The organism is Rhizobium sp. RCC_161_2, from assembly GCF_041355235.1.
Lineage (GTDB): Bacteria > Pseudomonadota > Alphaproteobacteria > Rhizobiales > Rhizobiaceae > Rhizobium.
Genome location: NZ_JBFUPL010000001.1, coordinates 39,650 through 56,805, shown reverse-complemented (window position 1 = coordinate 56,805; position 17,156 = coordinate 39,650). Strand labels below are relative to the sequence as shown.

At 60.2% G+C, this 17,156-nt stretch carries 13 protein-coding genes; 7 read left to right on the top strand and 6 right to left on the bottom strand.

Annotated elements, in window-relative coordinates:
* Positions 1-5 precede the first annotated feature (5 nt).
* The 3 genes from AB6803_RS00240 to AB6803_RS00230 all read left to right on the top strand — a co-directional run bounded on the left by AB6803_RS00240 (position 6) and on the right by AB6803_RS00230 (position 6,090).
* Entirely contained in the window at positions 6-2,231 is a 2,226-nt protein-coding gene (locus AB6803_RS00240) for a family 16 glycosylhydrolase (RefSeq protein ID WP_371106969.1), read from the top strand.
* Positions 2,228-3,451: a polysaccharide biosynthesis/export family protein gene (locus tag AB6803_RS00235; RefSeq protein WP_371106968.1), complete on the top strand. Its 1,224-nt coding sequence runs from the start codon at positions 2,228-2,230 to the stop codon at positions 3,449-3,451. The genes AB6803_RS00240 and AB6803_RS00235 overlap by 4 nt, the downstream gene beginning before the upstream one ends.
* Positions 3,452-4,281: 830 nt before the next feature.
* Positions 4,282-6,090 carry a hypothetical protein gene (locus AB6803_RS00230; protein ID WP_371106967.1) on the top strand — a complete coding sequence of 603 codons (1,809 nt, stop codon included), beginning with the start codon at positions 4,282-4,284 and terminating at the stop codon, positions 6,088-6,090.
* A gap of 150 nt (positions 6,091-6,240) precedes the next feature.
* On the opposite strand, the gene AB6803_RS00225 is transcribed toward AB6803_RS00230, so the two are convergent.
* The 6 genes from AB6803_RS00225 to AB6803_RS00200 all read right to left on the bottom strand — a co-directional run bounded on the left by AB6803_RS00225 (position 6,241) and on the right by AB6803_RS00200 (position 12,686).
* The gene (locus tag AB6803_RS00225; RefSeq protein ID WP_371106966.1) at positions 6,241-7,515 is read right to left on the bottom strand and encodes a neutral trehalase; all 1,275 of its coding nucleotides are present in this window, start codon (positions 7,513-7,515) and stop codon (positions 6,241-6,243) included.
* 26 nt (positions 7,516-7,541) lie between these two features.
* Entirely contained in the window at positions 7,542-8,597 is a 1,056-nt protein-coding gene (locus tag AB6803_RS00220) for an ABC transporter ATP-binding protein (protein ID WP_371106965.1), read from the bottom strand.
* Positions 8,598-8,610: 13 nt separating this feature from the next.
* A complete protein-coding gene (locus AB6803_RS00215; RefSeq protein WP_007699644.1) occupies positions 8,611-9,441 on the bottom strand; it encodes a carbohydrate ABC transporter permease in 831 nt (276 codons plus the stop codon).
* Positions 9,438-10,289: a carbohydrate ABC transporter permease gene (locus AB6803_RS00210; protein WP_371106964.1), complete on the bottom strand. Its 852-nt coding sequence runs from the start codon at positions 10,287-10,289 to the stop codon at positions 9,438-9,440. The genes AB6803_RS00215 and AB6803_RS00210 overlap by 4 nt, the downstream gene beginning before the upstream one ends.
* 63 nt (positions 10,290-10,352) lie before the next feature.
* Complete coding sequence (locus AB6803_RS00205; protein ID WP_371106963.1) at positions 10,353-11,630, bottom strand: extracellular solute-binding protein; 1,278 nt, start codon at positions 11,628-11,630, stop codon at positions 10,353-10,355.
* Between the two features lie 54 nt (positions 11,631-11,684).
* The gene (locus AB6803_RS00200) at positions 11,685-12,686 is read right to left on the bottom strand and encodes a LacI family DNA-binding transcriptional regulator (RefSeq protein ID WP_371106962.1); all 1,002 of its coding nucleotides are present in this window, start codon (positions 12,684-12,686) and stop codon (positions 11,685-11,687) included.
* Positions 12,687-12,917: 231 nt separating this feature from the next.
* On the opposite strand from AB6803_RS00200, the gene AB6803_RS00195 reads away from it, so the two are divergent.
* The 4 genes from AB6803_RS00195 to AB6803_RS00180 all read left to right on the top strand — a co-directional run bounded on the left by AB6803_RS00195 (position 12,918) and on the right by AB6803_RS00180 (position 17,137).
* The gene (locus tag AB6803_RS00195) at positions 12,918-13,649 is read left to right on the top strand and encodes a FadR/GntR family transcriptional regulator (protein ID WP_371106961.1); all 732 of its coding nucleotides are present in this window, start codon (positions 12,918-12,920) and stop codon (positions 13,647-13,649) included.
* Complete coding sequence (locus AB6803_RS00190) at positions 13,646-15,232, top strand: ABC transporter substrate-binding protein (protein WP_371106960.1); 1,587 nt, start codon at positions 13,646-13,648, stop codon at positions 15,230-15,232. The genes AB6803_RS00195 and AB6803_RS00190 overlap by 4 nt, the downstream gene beginning before the upstream one ends.
* 66 nt (positions 15,233-15,298) lie before the next feature.
* Positions 15,299-16,258, top strand: a complete 960-nt coding sequence (locus AB6803_RS00185) for an ABC transporter permease (RefSeq protein WP_371106959.1) — start codon at positions 15,299-15,301, stop codon at positions 16,256-16,258.
* 3 nt (positions 16,259-16,261) lie between these two features.
* On the top strand, positions 16,262-17,137 hold the full coding sequence (locus AB6803_RS00180; protein ID WP_371106958.1) for an ABC transporter permease: 876 nt from the start codon (positions 16,262-16,264) through the stop codon (positions 17,135-17,137).
* The last annotated feature ends 19 nt before the right edge of the window (positions 17,138-17,156 follow it).

Below are 17,156 nucleotides of genomic sequence, written 5' to 3'. Positions count from 1 at the left end.
GCATCATGACGACCGCCTTCGACACAGACACCACGCCGGAGATCTCCGGCTTCGCCACCAGCCATGTACCGGCCGTGTTTCACCGGTTACGAATGTCGCCTCATCTCGCCTGGTTCGGTTGGCCGATTACATATGCCGTCGGTACTTTGCTGCTGACCATGCTCGGCAGCGGCACAACCCTGATGGCAGCCCGCTTGCTCGATCCTGTCCAGTTCGGGACTTTCGCTCTTCTCACCAGCCTATTTACCTATGCCAGCCGCGCCGATCTCGGGATGTCGCAACTGGCTGACAAGCGAATTCCGGGCAAGGCGAACGCAATTGCCGCACACGCCGGTCTTGAGATCCTGGTCACGCTCTGGATCGTTGGGGCTATAGCCCTTGTGGCCAGCATCTCCATTGTGCTGTTCGTCGATGGGCTTGGGGTGGATCTGCCAATTCTCGGAGCGACATTCGCCATCACCGGCGGCATCATGGGCATGATTGCCAATGGGCCGGCAACTCTATTTCGCGCCGCGTCAAGGGTCTGGGAATTCACCGTCTTGGCGCTCATTTTGCAGATCGCCATGACCGTGCCGCGTCTGGCGGGTCTAGTTCTGGGCGGGGTCGACGGTTCGTTTGCCGCGGTCGCGATCTACTACGCGCTTTGTGCGGTGCTGCTCGCTCGTCCGCTGCCGCGCCTGAAGAAACGTCCGCCCCTTGCTTCGATGGCACAAGCCGCCTTGCCGCTTTTCGCCTTCAACGCATCATGGACCTTCTATCTCAGCGCTAACAGATGGATATCGTCGGTTCTGTCTTCACCGCACGATCTCGGACTGCTGTCCTTTGGAACTAGTCTAGCCATGATCGGCCTAGGCATCATGGCGGCCATCGCACAGGTCCGCTATCCGAAGATGCTGGCGCGCATGAGTGGCCAATCCCGTCAAAAAGATTCAGCTGTCGTCGAAAGGGAGGTCTTTGTCGTCACGCTTGCGCTTGGTCTTATTGCCCTTTGCGCAGTCTTCGTCAGCGAGCGTGTGATTGCAACGATCTTCCCGGCCTATACGGAAGCCGTGCCCGCGACGATCGCTCTTGCAGTTTCCTGCGTATCGCTGGGTGCCATGGTCTGGATCGTGCCCATGATCATCGTGCGGTCTCAATCGCCAGGCCTGGATTCCATGAAACTGTTCGCCGTCGGTTTCGGCACGCTGTTGGTCGCGATGACAATCGGCAACAGTCTGGCGGGCATTGCTGGACAGGCTTGGGGCAATGTCGCAGCCGGCCTGCTGATGCTGGCCGCGATGGTCGCGCTGATGTGCCGGCTCGGCATGCTGACTGTAATCGCTTCACGGCGGATCGTTGGCTTACAGGGCGTTGTGGCAACCATATTGGCGTTTCTGGCATTCTTCGGCTCGGGACATGCCGCCGCCGTCAAGCCGGAACCTGTGCAGACCTCGGTCGCCGGCTGGAAGACGATATTCAAGGACGATTTCTCGACGCTAGACCTTCGGGCTGGCGGCAAGGGAACATGGAAACCTTTCTATCCATGGGGCGCGCGCAACAATGCCAGTAACATGGAAATGGAATACTATGTCGACCCGCGACCAGGTGGCGACAATGCCGCCGTGCAGGCGCTGACGCCATTTGCCATCAACAAGGGCATTCTGGCTATACGCGTGTCGAAAATTCCTGAAAACCTTCGTGCTTATGCAGGAGGATTTGCTTATGCCTCGGGCATGCTGACGACGGCCGGGCGCTTTTCGTTCACCTATGGCCGAGTGGAGATTCGCGCCCGGATGCCAAGCGGAAAGGGCTTGTGGCCAGCATTCTGGCTGCTTCCGGCGGACAGGACGTGGCCGCCGGAAATCGACGTTTTCGAAGTGCTCGGTCACGATACACGCAAGCTACATGTAACCGCCCACAGCAGTCTTGATATTCCAGCCGGCGCGCGATCGGCGCAAAAGGGCACGGAGCTTGTAACCGCCGATCTCTCCGACGATTTCCACGTCTACGGCATCACATGGACGAAGGATAACCTTGTCTGGTCTCTGGACGACCAAATTGTCTTCTCAGCCCCGACGCCGCCAGACATGCACAAGCCGATGTACCTTCTCGTCAATCTGGCTGTCGGCGGATCGTGGCCCGGATCGCCGGACGCATCGACGCATCTGCCAGCAAGTCTTCTCGTCGACTGGATACAAGTGAAACAGCCTGAGGTTGGTAACGCAGTTCAAGAAAAGGGGATCACACAATGAAGATCATCAGTCTTTCGGCGCTCAGCATTGTCACCGCGCTTTCGCTGTTGCCCCAAAAGGGCTTCTCTGAGGAGCGAGATGCTTACAAGCTCGGTCCCGGCGACATTCTGCAGCTTAGCGTATTCGGCGTTGCCGACTTCGCGCGTCGCGTGACCGTCAATATCGATGGCGACATCTCCGTCCCGTTCCTGGGCGAACTACACGGTGAAGGCCTAACGATCCGCGATCTGCGCATAGCGCTGATCGACGGCCTGACGAAAGACGGGCGGATCCAGTCGGCCGACGTTTCGGTGGAAATAGTCGAGCTCCGGCCTTTCTATATTTCAGGCGACGTGTCGCGTCCAGGCGCTGTGCCCTATCGCCCCGGATTGACCGTCAGACATGCTATCGCGCTTGCCGGCGGCTATGACGCCTTGCGCTTCCGAACCGAAAACCCCCTGATGACCGCTCCGGATCTCAAGAGTGAAAACGAGGGTCTCTGGATCGATCTCGCCCGGCAGAAGGCTCGCGCCATCAGCCTGAGGGCAGAACTGAACAGAATGCCGGACATCGACCTTACGAGCATTTATTCCGCGCCGCTGCAGCGTAAGACGCTGGACGAAATCGCTTCCTTCGAAGAAAGCGACCTGAAGATGCGCCTCTCCAATTATACAAAGCAGCGCACATTCCTCCAGATTTCCCTCAAAAACGCTGAAGGCACCATAAAGGCACTTCAGGATATGCGGGAGAGGAACGAGGAAAGCATCAACCTTCAGCAGGATGCCGTCGACCGGATGAACATATCGGCATCCAAAGGCCTTGTCATGGCCAACCGGGTCGATGACGAACGCCGGTCGCTCGCCGAGATTCGCAGCCAACAGGGCGACACCGAGGCAAGGCTCGCGCAGGCTCAACACGACAGGGACGAACTTGCCCGCAACATTGAGATTCAGGACGAGCAACACAATATGCAGTTGAACGATTCCTTGCGTGACACCTCGATCGAGATCGAGAAACTTGCGGGCCGGATTCGCGCCTCAAGCGAGAAGCTGCTCTATACAGGCGCGGTCAAGGCGCAGATACGCGGCGGCCAGGGTGGCCCATCGCTCGTCATCTACCGCAAGAACGGCGAGCAAACGATGCAGATTGCCGCTCAGGAGGATACACAGCTCCGGCCCGACGATGTTGTCGAAGTCACGATCCAGCCCGAACAGATGGTAGTGTCTCCCATCAGCCAATAGACAAGGCAACAGATACTACCATGAATTGCATAGGGCGAACAAGAAACCGTGCGCTCCAATGTCGGCTTTGATCTCCAAAACCCAAAGGACGGACGCAGGAAGCGCGATCGTCCCGCCGTCGGAGGCAAAGCCAAATGACTCTTGGCGAATACGATGCTGCGTCCATGACGACCCGCTAATGGAACTCCTTAGTATATCACTCTCGTGTGGATGACAACGACATGCTATTGCAGAACATATTGAGGTTTATCCAGACTATAAATAGAATTATTATTGTGATATTGTTGCATTAATATTGCGTTTGCTATCGTCGATATTCGGAGCTCATCGTTGAATTCGTTTAAAAGCATATGCTAAAACTCTCCTTAAAGCGACTTCCCGGTTCTTCGACGCTCGGCAATTGCGGATGATTTTGCCTCACAGCACGACTTGTCCATGACGTGAGCAATTCATAGAGCGATCGATAGCTTTCTGATTTAGACGAACGATTGGCTTAGTTAAGATCCCACGACGACCTCAGATTTGGGTTTGCTTGCTAGCTTTCAGCGCGCGCGTGAAGCAATGGGAAGGTCGTTCAGATAGAAAATGCGGAGACGATGATGACGGAGCCGTATCCAAGAGAGACACGAAGTGGAACGGTGCAATTCAGTTTTGACGTATTTGATACAGCCGTTTGTCGCCTCCTCCATTCTCCAGAGCATATCCACCTCATCGTCGGGAGAAAGCTTCGTAGTCGCGGTATTGTCAGCCTCAGCGACACCGAGTGGATGTATGCCCGCGCAGAGGCCGAGTATCAGCAACGTCTGACCGTCCCTCACAGGGAAGTAACGTTGAACGACATCTATAGCCGCCTATCCCGCTCGCTCAATCTGAGCCCGGAAGATGCGCGCATCGCGTTGGAGACCGAGCTAAATGAGGAGCTCCGCCTCATTCGACCGATCGCTTCGACACGGCAGAGGGTGTCCGAGCTGATCAAGGAAAACAGCCCCCCTCTTTTTCTCTCAGACACATATTTCACATCCGCACAGGTCGAGGCGCTTCTCACGCAATGCGGATATCCACAGCCGCTCGACATCATAGCCTCCAGTGAAGAGCTCAAGAGCAAGTTTGCCGGCACGATCTTTGACCATGTCGCCCATCAAAGGGGCTTCCAGAACTCGCACTTCCAACATTTGGGAGACAATGCTGTCGGCGATTTGCAGAACGCGCGGGCAAGCGGGTGGAACGCACAAATCTTTGTCGATTCCCACTGGACGACCCGTGAGCGTGTCCTGTTCGCGTCCGGAAAGGGAGATTTCCTATCCTCCGCCATTGCTGGCTCGGCGCGTGCGGCGCGGCTGGGCCAGGAGGTGCCGGTAAAGGAAGGAATATTAACCGCTAGTGCGAACGTTGTCGGGCCGTTGTTCGCCGCCTACGTCCTTTGGATCTTACTCGACGTCCGGGCGCGTGGCGGCCGCACCATTCACTTTCTCGCACGCGACGGCCAACTGATGGTTCCGATCTGCCAGCGCCTCGCGCGTTGGCTCGGCACCGATATTGACGCACGCTATACCTACGCCTCGCGCCAGGCCTTTCTATTGCCGGCATTGCCCGAGGATGACGGTGACATGGTCGCTCAGGCCCTGGCACTGGCCTATTATGACCACATAACCCTGTCCGAAGCCCTGACCTCGCTGAAATATTCCGATGATGAGATCAAAATGGTCTCGCGCAATGCGGGTATCGCAATCGACGAAACATTCAGGTCGCTGAATGAAAGCCAGAAAGCAGCGTTGCGAGACGCGTTGCTCCGCGCGGATGTCCTTGATCCTTTGCGTGCCCGCGTGCGGACCGCCCGCGCCGCGACGCTATCCTATCTTGAATCCGAAGGTATGTTGTCATCTCCAAAGGCTTACATCGTCGATCTAGGTTGGCGAGGCAACACGCAATTGCGTCTTGAGCGGGTTGTCGGCGATCGTGTCAAACTCGTTGGTTACTACATGGGGATGAGCAATTCCGTCCTCGGTCCCGAGCACAAAACGCGCATCTGGACGACGACGACTCCGTGGAAGACCGCTTTGTTGGAAGTCATGGCGGCCGCCGACCACACAAGCGTCAAAGGATTCGGTTTCGACGAAGACGGCAAGCCGGTGTGCGCGCCTCCCATTACGGAAGACACCGTCCTGGTCTCATGGGGTGCTCGCGAGCAGCAAGCGATTGCGCTTCGATTTGTCGAATATCTCACAGATGCCATCGAGCTTGAGCACTATAGCCCCGAAGAGGTGTATGCGGCACTTAAGAGCGCGGCATTGGATGGCTATCGCCACTTTCGCCTGTCGCCGACCTGGGCGGAGGCCGAGGCATATGGCGGCATCCTGCATCAGGAGGATGTCAACCATGTCAAATATCGGGAACTGGCCCAACCTGTCACGAGCATGGACATTGCGCTGTTCGCTTTGAAGAAGAAGTCCAAAGGCGCGGTCACAAGTTGGTATATGGGCTCTCTTGCGCGGTCAAAGGGACAGCTGGTGCCGACGCTGATTTCCAGGAGCATAGATCGAGCCATCAAATTCATGGCCCGTCTCGATACGAAACGAAAAAAACAAGCCGCGCGTCGCCTGGCACAAGCTTCCCTAAGAGGCCGCGGCACAAAGGATTAGGCGCGAAAAGGTCAGCCCGCGACGGCGCGGACATGCTGCCTAAGCGTCAGGACAAAAGAGACACGTCGTTCCACGCACCAGCGAGAGGACGCTGCGTCCGCAATCCGTGCGTTGGACTGCGGAAATGCATCATTTTGGCGCGCGGCTTGCTTATGCCGCCTTCCGGGTCATCTCTATATAGACCGCGGCCGTCCATGAGAAATCCAGACCACCGCAGCCCTCTCCGGTCAACGGGTCGAAATATTCGGCGAACCCCTGTTGTTCCACCGCCTGAACCGTCGCGACACGGAGCCTCTCAGCAAGCTCAGAGCGACCGTTACGGCGAAGGCCAGCGATCAGCAGCCAGTTGATCACGCCCCATACGGGGCCACGCCAGTAACGCTTGGCTTCAAACCCGGCAAAGGCCTGCGGCGTCGACGGAAACGCGACCGCGAGACCTTTGGCCCAGCTCTCCATCTCCGCGCAAGCCGCGTCCAGAATGTCGGCGTCGAGATCGAGCGCCAGGAGCGGAATGAACCCCGCCTGGGTCGGCGCCTCCACATCCTCTTGGGATATGAGGTCGCGGGAGACGAAGCGGCGCAGATGCGGGCGCCACTGTGCCAGCAATGCCTTTCTCGACAGTGTATTCAGCTGCCGCAGCTCGGCTGCCTCCTCAGTTCGGCCAAGCACAACGGCAAGACGCTCCAGCTCCTCGCCGGACTTCAGCAGAATAGCGGTCGTCTGCACCTCGGCGATCTTGAACGGCGCGGCCTTCCACTGGCGCTCTGGATCCCAATCGCAGGCCGCATAGGTGTCGACGAGGTGGATGAAGCGCCGATAGTCCTCATCGCGGGGACGCATGGCCTGGTCCACATGACCGGTATCCTTGCGGACAACAGCGGTCTCCGTGGTCGTCGGCACGCGCGCCAGCGCTATATCCCAGGCCGGTGAATTATCGCTGCCACTTTCCCAAGGGTGCAGCAGGGCGACAAGCCCCGTTTGCTCAGGGTCACGGGCCGCATACCACCATCGATGCCAGCGCAGCGCCGCCTCGAAGAGCGGGGCGGATCGGTCGGCGGCATTCGCAAGGCCGCTTGCGATAGCAGCATCATGGACGCGTTTCAGCGCCATGCCGAATACAGGCGGCTGGGTGATGCCGGATGTTGCGATAATATGCGAGGTCCGCCAGACATCCGGACCAGGGAAGTAGCTGTCGCTCGGGGCGTGGAAAACGATATGGGGTATCATGCCATCAGCCCATTGGCCTTCCACCAGGCGTTCGAGCTCACGATAGGCGCGGGGCACGTCATAGGCCGCAAAGCCCATGGCGACGAAGGCGGAGTCCCAGTTCCACTGGAAAGGATAGAGCCGGTCGGTCGGCACCGTATAGCCGCCGCGATCGTTCGTCTTCAGGATGGCGTGAGCCTGGGCGATAAAATCCGTCATGTCGTTGGTCCTATGTGGAATTCTGGTCAGTTGGCGGCGGCGTTAAGCGCGATGCCGGTGTCCGGTGAGAGCCAGGTCAGGCGGCTCGGATCCGGCCTCAGCCCGATCCTGTCGCCAGCTCTGACCTTTTCACCCGGCGGCAGAATCACACGAACGGGTTGGCCGGCGATCGTTCCGGTCAGCAACAGGTGCGAGCCCATCGGTTCGGAGACTCGCACGTCGAGCGGCAGGCCTTCGGAAAGAGGTGCGAGCGCCACGTCTTCGCCGCGCAGACCAAGCACGATATCGCCGCTTGCCTGCGGTACGGCCTGTGCCTGGCTGCCAAGCTTCACCGTCCCGCCTTCGACCGGCAGCCGAATGAAGTTCATCGGAGGATTTCCGATGAAGCCGCCGACGAAGCGGGTCGCCGGATGGCTGTAAATCTCGACGGGCGGCCCCACCTGCTCGATGCGGCCGTTGTACATGACGGCGATACGGTCGGAGAGGCCCATGGCCTCGGTCTGGTCATGCGTGACATAAACGGTCGTCGTGCCCGATGCCTGCAATACGGCCTTGAGCTCGGTCCGCATCTCCAGGCGCAAAAGCGCGTCGAGGTTCGACAGCGGCTCGTCCATCAGCAGCACCTGCGGCTCGACTGCCAGCGCGCGCGCCACGGCGACACGCTGCCGCTGGCCGCCGGACAGCTTGTTCGGGTAGCGGTCGAGATAGGGTTCGATATGGAGCAGCGCCGCCGCCTTCTCCACCTGTGTCTTCACCCTGGCAGCATCGGCTTTCTGCATGCGCAAGCCGAAGGCGACATTCTCGAAGACCGTCATGTGCGGGAAGACGGCATAGTTCTGGAACACCATGGCAAGGCCACGATCCCTGGGCGCCAGGCCATTTACGGCTTTGCCGCCGATCAAGATATCGCCCGAGGTCTCGGTTTCCAGTCCCGCGATGATGCGCAGCAAGGTCGTCTTGCCGCATCCCGACGGACCGAGCAGCGACACGAACTCCCCGTCACCGATCTCCAGCGAGATTTCCTTCAGCGCATCGAAGGAGCCGAAGCTCTTCTTGATGCGATCGATCTTGATATTTGCCATGGTCAGATCCCGCTCATTTGCTGGAGATACCCCAGATCGCGAACAGGTAACGTCTGACCGCGAAGATGAAGACGACGGACGGAAGGATAAGCAGCAGCCCTCCCGCGAAACGATAGTGCAGCGGACTTTCCGCAAGCACGGTCAGGAGATAGGCCGTCAAGGTCCTGTTGCGTACGGTCAGCACGGAGGCTGCGAACACTTCGTTCCAGGAGATAACGAAGGCAAAGACGGCGGTTGCCGCAAGCCCGGGAAGCGCAATCGGCGCAACGATGCGAAAGAAGGCCTCGATGCGCGAGCAGCCGAATACCCACGCCGCCTCTTCCAACTCCCGTGGGACGCCCATGAAGATGCCCTGGGTGACGAGCGCGGCAAAGGGCAGCGCCAGCACCGTATGCACCAGACCAACACCGACAACGGTGTCATAGAGCCCCATGCGAATGAAGGAGACGGTAAGAGGCAGAGCGAGGATCGCCAGCGGAAAGGCGCGCGTCAGCAGCACCAGTAATCGGAAGCTATCCTTGCCCCGAAACTGGTAGCGCGCAAGCGCATAGCCTGCCGGCGCACCGATCAGGATCGAGAGCACGACCGTGATCGCCGCCGCACCGAGCGAATTCAGAAAGGCGGTCGCCACCCCCTCCGTCTTCAGGAAGAGCAGGAAGGGATCGATCGAGATGCTGGATGGCAGGATCGACTTCGGCCATTTGTAGACGCCTGTTTTGCCTCCGAGCGCGCCGAGCGCCACCAAATAGATCGGCACCAGGACCCAGGCGCAGAGCACGACGATGCCGCTCCAGAACAGGAGGGTACGCGCGCCGGTGAAGCTCGCTGTTCGTGACGCGCTCATGGCAGACGCTCCGGATCGACCTTGACGACCTTGAGATAGACGACGGTGGCGGCGAGCGAGATGACCATGATCAGCACAGCATAGGCCGCCGCAACGCCATAGTTCTGGTTCTGGTTCTGCCAGGTGTAGGCTTCACCGACGAGAACGGGCATGTTGGTCCCTCCGAGCGCATAGACGACGGCAAACACTTCGAATGCCAGCACTGTGCGCAGGATCAGCGCCGACTGCAGCGCTGGCCGGATCAGCGGCAATGTGATCCGGCAGAACCGCGTCCAGCGGCTGGCGCCGAAGATTTCGGCCGCCTCGCGGAATTCCTTGGGCACCTGGTTGAGACCGGCAACGATGATGACCATGACGATCGCGGTGCCACGCCAGATTTCGGCAATCGCAATCCCGATGAACAGCGCGACCGGGGTCTGGTAGGTCAGCCAGTTCGCCTGCCGCGAGATAATGCCAAGCTCGAAGAGCAGGCTATTGAGATAGCCGCTGTTTTGCAGGATCGAGAGCCAGACGAGGCCGGCGGCCAGATCGGAGATGCCAAGCGGGATCGTCCATATCCACAGGATCGTCTCCCGCCCTCCCCCAACCTTGGCGACCATACTGCCCATGACGAGCGCCATGGCAACCTGGATCGGGACGACGACAAGCGTCAGAAGGAATGTATTGCGGATGGCCGACGCGAAATTCAGATCGCTCGTCAGCGTCTGGAAGTTGGCGACCGAAAAGCTCCCGTCCTGCGAAACGGCAAGCCAGATCGTCTGCGCAAGCGGAACGATGAACAGCAAAGCCAGGAAGAGGACGGCCGGCGCGATCAGCAGATAGGGAACCACGGAGCGGTTTGCAGTCATAAGGATTACTCACGTTGGATCGTGGGCTCCGGCGACAACCGGAACCCACGGTGACCGGACGGCTTATTCGACCGGGCAAGCGCCATCGCTGGCCTTGTCCGGCGCCCAGCACGGCGCCTTGGTGTCCGTCATGATCTTGGAAAGAGTGACGGCCTGCTCGTTCAGCACCTGATCGATCGGCTCGTTGCGGATGACGATCCGCTGGAACGTATCCATGTAAACCTTGTTGAACTCGCCGCCCTTGTCGCCGAGCCCGACCGGAAGCAGCGAGACGATGGCGTCCTTGGCGTTCTGCGTCGCATCGACGCCTTTCGCCAAAAGGGCGATGCCGGGATCGATATTGTCGGGAAGCTTCGCATCCACCGTCGGGAAGAAGCCGACCTTTTCGGCCGCAGTGAGCTGGATGTCGGGCTGGATGAGATGCTCGATCACGGCGCGCGCGCCCGCTTCGTCCGGTGCACCCTGCGGGATGGCGAGACCGGCGACAACAGGCATATAGCCTCGCCCCTTCGGACCGGCCGGCGCCGGAAAGACGACATATTGATCGGGATTGCTGCTGACGGCCTCCTTCAGACGCGCTAGATGGTCCCAGGCGACCCAGACTTCCTCGGACAACAGCGGCTCCTGCATGAAGTTGTAGTTCGTCGAGTTCGGATTGACGACCGTCCAGAGCTGCTTGAAGCTCTCCCAGGCCTTGACCGCATCAGGGGACTTGAACGGCCGCACGACGCCGCCGGTGAAGGATGGGTAGAAATAGCCCTGGAAGAAGCGTGGCATCAGCCCCTTGGGACCGGCGGGGAACCCGATGCGCGGCTGGCCTGTCGCCTCTTGCATCTTCTTGCCCCAGGCGATGAGCTGGTCGTAGGTCAGCGCATTGATATCGGCGCCTTCGGGAAGATATTGCAGCGCCTCCTTGTTTGCGGCCATCACATAGGTTGCCTGCATCCAGGGAATGTATTGCTGCTTGTCCGTCCCCAGCTTGCCGAGATCGATCACAGTCTTCGGCATGCCGGCCGCCGCTAGCTTGGCCGCCATATCGTCAAGCGGCACGAACCCGCCCTTGGCGGCGATCGGCGACAGCTCGCCATGCAGGGCGCCGACCAGGCTGATCGTGTGCTTGCCGGCCTGCCGCTCGGCTTCCATGCGAACGGCAAATTGCGGCGGCTCCTCGACCACGTATTCGACGGGCGTCTTCACATCCTTCAGGAGCTGTTCGCGCACCACCGTCGCCTCTTCGATCGGCCGCAACTGCGTCGACAGGAAAATCGTGTCTGCGTAAGCAAGCGAGGTGGTCGCAAAGCTCGCGGCAACGACCAGGCCGTATAGATATGAGCGCTTCATTGGTTTCCTCCTCTTTGAAACGTCGGCCGCTTCGGCCGGGCATGCATTCGGCTGTCAGGGGCGACGGCGGTGGCTCTCTCTCGGAACGAATTCCACCGGGTAGATTTCTTGAAGTGTCACAGGGTCTTCGCCAGCGATCGCACGCAGCAGCAACGACGCCAGCCGCTCGCCGACGTTTGCTCCGGTCATGTGCATGGTCGATAGCGGCGGGTCGCTATAGGCGCCCATCGGCACATCGTCGTGGCCGATGAGGCTGACCGCGTCTCCGCCCTCGATCTCACGAAGAGCACTGAGAGCCCCGATCGCCATTTCATCGGTGCAGCATAGGATGGCCGTGGGCTTGTGAGCGCCCGACATCAATGCCTTCGCAGCCTCATATCCACCGCGCTCGGTCGGATCGCCGACCGCAAAAAGATCCGCATTCAAACCGGCCTCGGAAAGCCCCGCTTCCCAGCCAGTCCGCCGCAAATGCGCGAAATTGTAGTCACGCGGCCCGGCGAGATGCCCAATGTGGACATGGCCCTCTTTTGCAAAACGAAGTGTGGCCTCGCGAAACCCGGCGTGGCCGTCCCCATCGATGAAGGCATGCGGCGTCTGGGCCTCGGTCCGACCATGGGTGACGAAAGGAATGCCGCGCGATTGCAGAAACTCGACGCGCTCGTCGTGCCGCTTCGTGCGGACGAGAACCATAGCGTCGACGCGGTGGCCATCGACGAAGCGACGGCACATGTCCAGCTCGCTCTTGCCTCTCGGCACCGGCGCAATCACCAGGTTGAGGCCTGCGACGGCGAGATGCTCGGCACAATCGGACAGCATGTCGATGAAATATGGCGGGCTGATCTGGCCCGGAGCGCTCGGCAGCGGTACGGCGACCAGTTCGGCACGCTGGCGCCGCAACCGTCGCGCCGAAGCATTCGGCTGATACCCCGCCAGGCGCGCCGCCTCTTCCACCCGCAGCCGCGTTGCCGGCGACACATCCGCGTAGCCATCCAGCGCCCGCGAGACGGTCGTGATCGACAGGCCAAGCGAATTAGCAAGTTGTTTGAGGTTTGACATCGCTTCTCCCAAAACGTTTTGGAAATGAACTCCAAAACGTTTTGGGAGTCAAGACTTCGGATTAGCTCGATGGGTCACCCGGGCCGTCCTCCACTGCGCAAAGACCGTCCGCGCGAGAAACAAATGAGGCGGTGGTTCAGAGGCTGCAATCGCCAAGTCTGGCATATCCATTTGACAGATATCCTACAAGTGAATATCTAGTTTCCGCACAACGATGAAGCGAGAACCCGCATGACGCTCAAGACGATGAAGCCTCTGACCCGCGCGCCTCTGTTGCATATATCCGTGCAGGAAAGCCTGAGGGCCTACGTCGCCGACAACGCGCTGCAGCCCGGCGCCATGCTGCCGGCCGAGGGGGAACTTGCCCATCAGCTCGGAGTCAGCCGCAACTCATTGCGGGAAGGCATCAAGGCGCTGGAATCGCTCGGCGTGCTGGAATCGCGGCGTGGTGTCGGCATCTTCGTCAAAGCCTTCTCCTTCGAGCCGCTGCTCGACAACCTCGCCTATGGGCTTGGCGGCGCGCTCCGCCAGATCGAGGAGGTCCTGGAGATCCGCCGCACGCTGGAAGTGGGTCTCATCGGCAAAACCCTGGAGATCATCGGCGAGGAGGATATTGCCGAACTCAGAGCAACCGTGAACCGCATGCGCGTACATGCCGAGAAGGGAGAGGCTTTCGCCGAGGACGACCAGCTTTTCCATCGCCTGCTCTTCCGATGCCAGGACAACGAGACGCTCGTTCGGCTCATCGATGTCTTCTGGATGGCCTTCTACAAGGCCTCCGATTTCGTCAACCTCGACAATCTCGATCCGGTCGGCACGTGGAAGGATCACGCGGCAATCGTCGACGCGGTGGAGGCGCGGGACCTTGCGGGGGCCAAGCTGCGGCTGGATCGCCATTACCAGGGCATTTCCCGGGTGATCGCCAATAACAAGACGAATTCAAATGTGGGAGGAACACAATGAATCGACTGTCCAGACTGTCATCGGCCATTGCGCTTGCCGCGATAGCGTCAACGGTGACCATCCCGGCTATTTCCGCTCCGGCGTCGGCGGCAACATTGTCCGGCGGCTTCGATGTCGGACCCGGCGGTTTCCAGGGTAACTTCAATCCGCTGGCGGCCACCGGCGGCTTCACCTGGCTCAGCATCTACTACGAGCCGCTGGTAAGCTATGACGAGAAACTGCAGAAAGTCGTCGGCGTGCTCGCCTCGTCCTACGAGGTCAGCGCCGATCAGCGCAGCTACACCTTCAAGCTCACTGACGCGAAATGGCATGACGGACAGGCCTTCACGGCAAAAGATGCGAAGTTCACCATTGAGCTCGCAAAGAACCCGAAGACCGGCTCCGTTCTCGCCGCCCGGCTGACGGCCATCTCCTCGATCGAGACACCGGACGATAAAACGTTGGTCATCAAGCTCAGCACGCCATCGGCGAGCCTGATGGACACGATGACCAAGATCATGATGCTGCCGGAGCATGCGCTGTCGCAGATCCCCGCCGACCAGCTCGCCAAGAATAGCTGGTGGTCCACTGAGCCGATCGGCACCGGCCCCTTCAAGTTCATCCGCTACGTGGCGGACCAATATGTCGAGCTTTCGGCCAATGCAGATTATCGCGGCGGCAAGCCGGCGCTGGAAAAGCTGATCGACCGGTACTTCGCCGATCCGGCGGCGGCGATCTCAGCACTCAGGGCCGGCGAAATCCAGTTCACCTACGTCGATTCCAACGATGTATCGACCTTCAAGGGCAACGCCGATTTCCGGGTGATCGAGGGTGAGTCCTTCGTGGTGAACTATCTCGGCTTCAACCATGATTCACCAATCTGGAAGGATCTGCGAGTCCGGCAGGCGGTCATGTATGCCATCAACCGCCCCGCCATCGTCCAGAGCCTCTATGGCGGCGCGGCCAAGCAGGCCAACTGCGCCTATGTCGCCGACCATCTCGTGCCGAAGGACGTCGAACCCTATGGCTATGATCCGGAAAGGGCCCGGCAACTGCTAAAAGAGGCCGGCTGGGACAAGATCAATAGGGACAAGCCGATCACCTTGCTGACCTACTACACCACGCCACTCGCAGCCAATGTCATGGCCGCCCTGCAGGCCATGCTCGCCCAGGTCGGCATCAATGTGACGCCGCGCGCAGTCGACACGCCGACCTTCAACAGCATCGTGCTCAATCCGAAGCCGGATGTCGCGCAGTTCCAGATGATCTATGCCGGCCTGCAGAACGGCCCAGATCCCAGCAGCATCAATGCCGGCCTCAACGAGAAGCAGATCCCGCCGGCCGGCGCCAATGTGGTGCGCGCCCGCATGCCGGATCTGACCACAGCGCTCGACGCTGCCCTTGGCGAAACGGACCTCACCAAGCGCAACGCCCGCTATCAGGATGTCTGCAAGGTGATGAATGGCGAGCTTCCCTGGGCAACGCTCTGGGTGGCGAACCGTTATGGCGTCGTCTCCTCCAAGGCGAAGGACTTCGTCTGGACACCTGCACCGGGCGGCGGGCCTTACCAGGCGCACCCGGAGAAATGGTCGCTCGCCGAATAGGCCTGACACTCCCGCAGCGTGAAGGTGGCGCATTGAACCGCGCCACCCCAACAGGGGACGTTTTTCATGCTCAAATATAGTGCCCGGCGCCTTTTGATCGGTTTGGGAATGCTGCTCGCCGTGAGCCTGCTGACCTTCATCCTCCTGCGGCTTACCCCCGGCGATCCGGTCGATGCCTATGTCGATCCGAACGTGCCGATGTCACCGGCCGATCTTGTGGAATTGCGGACCCGGCTCGGCCTCGATCACCCATTGCCGGTGCAATATCTGGCATGGCTGAAGGAGGCCATCACCGGCAATCTCGGCTATTCGATCAAGAGGTTCGACCAGCCGGTGCTCGATCTCGTGCTGTCGCGCATCGGCCCGACGCTGCTCCTGATGGGATCGGCGATCGTGATCGCGGTCGTGGCCGGCGTGGCGATCGGGGTCATCAGCGCCGTGCGCCGCAACTCCTTGTTCGATATTTCGTTCTCCGTCTTCGCACTCGCCGGGATTTCAAGCCCCGCTTTCCTCAGCGCGCTGATAGGGCTCTATATTTTCTCCGTCAGGCTGCATTGGATTCCGTCCGGCGGCATGCTGACGCCGGGGGCGGATTTCTCCGTCGGCGATCTGTTGCGCCATCTCATTCTGCCGGCTTCACTTCTCGCCATCGCCCAAGCTGCCCTTATCACGCGCTACATGCGCGCTTCGCTGCTTGAAGTGCTCAATCAGGATTATGTCCGCACCGCGCGCGCCAAGGGCGTCTATGAATTCTGGGTCATTGCCAAGCACGCGTTACGCAATGCGCTGCTTCCCGTCGTCACCCTCATCGGTTCGACCATCGGCCTTGCGATCGGCGGCGCAATCTTCATCGAGAGCGTTTTCAACTGGCCGGGCATGGGGCTGCTGCTGGTCGACGCCGTCGGCGCGCGCGATTATCCGGTCATCATGGGCGCGACACTGGTGATCGGCGCCTGCGTCATCGTCGTCAACCTCCTGACGGACATCACCTATGCGATGATCGATCCACGCATCAAGGTGGGTTGAGCGATGCTGGCCCGATCCCCCACCCGCAGCCCCGGCCCGCTCTCCCGCGCCTTCGAGCGTTTTCTGTTCAATCGGCTCGCCCTCTTCGGCGTCTGCCTGATTGTCCCGATGCTCGCGCTTATCCTCTCCTATCCGCTATGGTGGAGCTTCAAGCCAAACGACATCGATCTGCTAGCCATGAACAGCGGACCGACCGCCAAACACTGGTTCGGCACGGACGGCGTCGGTCGCGACGTGTTCGCCCGCGTGCTTGCGGGCGGACGCATCTCGCTGCTCGTCGCCATCGGATCGACCACGATTTCCGCCGTCATCGGCTTCCTGGTCGGCGCCGTCTCCGCGCTTGCCGGCCGTTTCGCGGACGCGATCACCATGCGCTTCGTCGATCTCGTCATGACGCTGCCGCCGGTGATCTTCCTTCTGGTGCTCGCCTCGATCGCCGGCACTGGCATCTGGCCGACGGTGCTCGTCATCTCGCTGCTTTCCTGGCCACTGCTGGCGCGCATGATCCGCTCGCGCCTCCTCGAACTGCGCGAGCGCGATTTCGTGATAGCGGCACGCGGCATGGGCGCCGGTCTCCCGCATCTGCTTTTGCGCCACGGGCTGCCGAACTCCATCGATATTCTCGTCGTTTTCGCGACGTTGCAGATCGCCAATGCCATTCTGCTCGAAGCCGGCCTCTCCTTCTTAGGGCTGGGTATCGCCCCGCCTGCCGCAAGCTGGGGCAACATGCTGAATGCCGCCCGTTCGACGGCCGTGTTCGAGCAATATCCCTGGCAATGGCTCTTTCCCGGCGGCGCACTCGTCCTTGCCGTCCTTGCCATCAACTTCATCGGCGACGGTCTTCGCGATGCCTTCGACCCTCGTACTGAGCAAAGCTAACCACTGAGAGAAAGCCAAC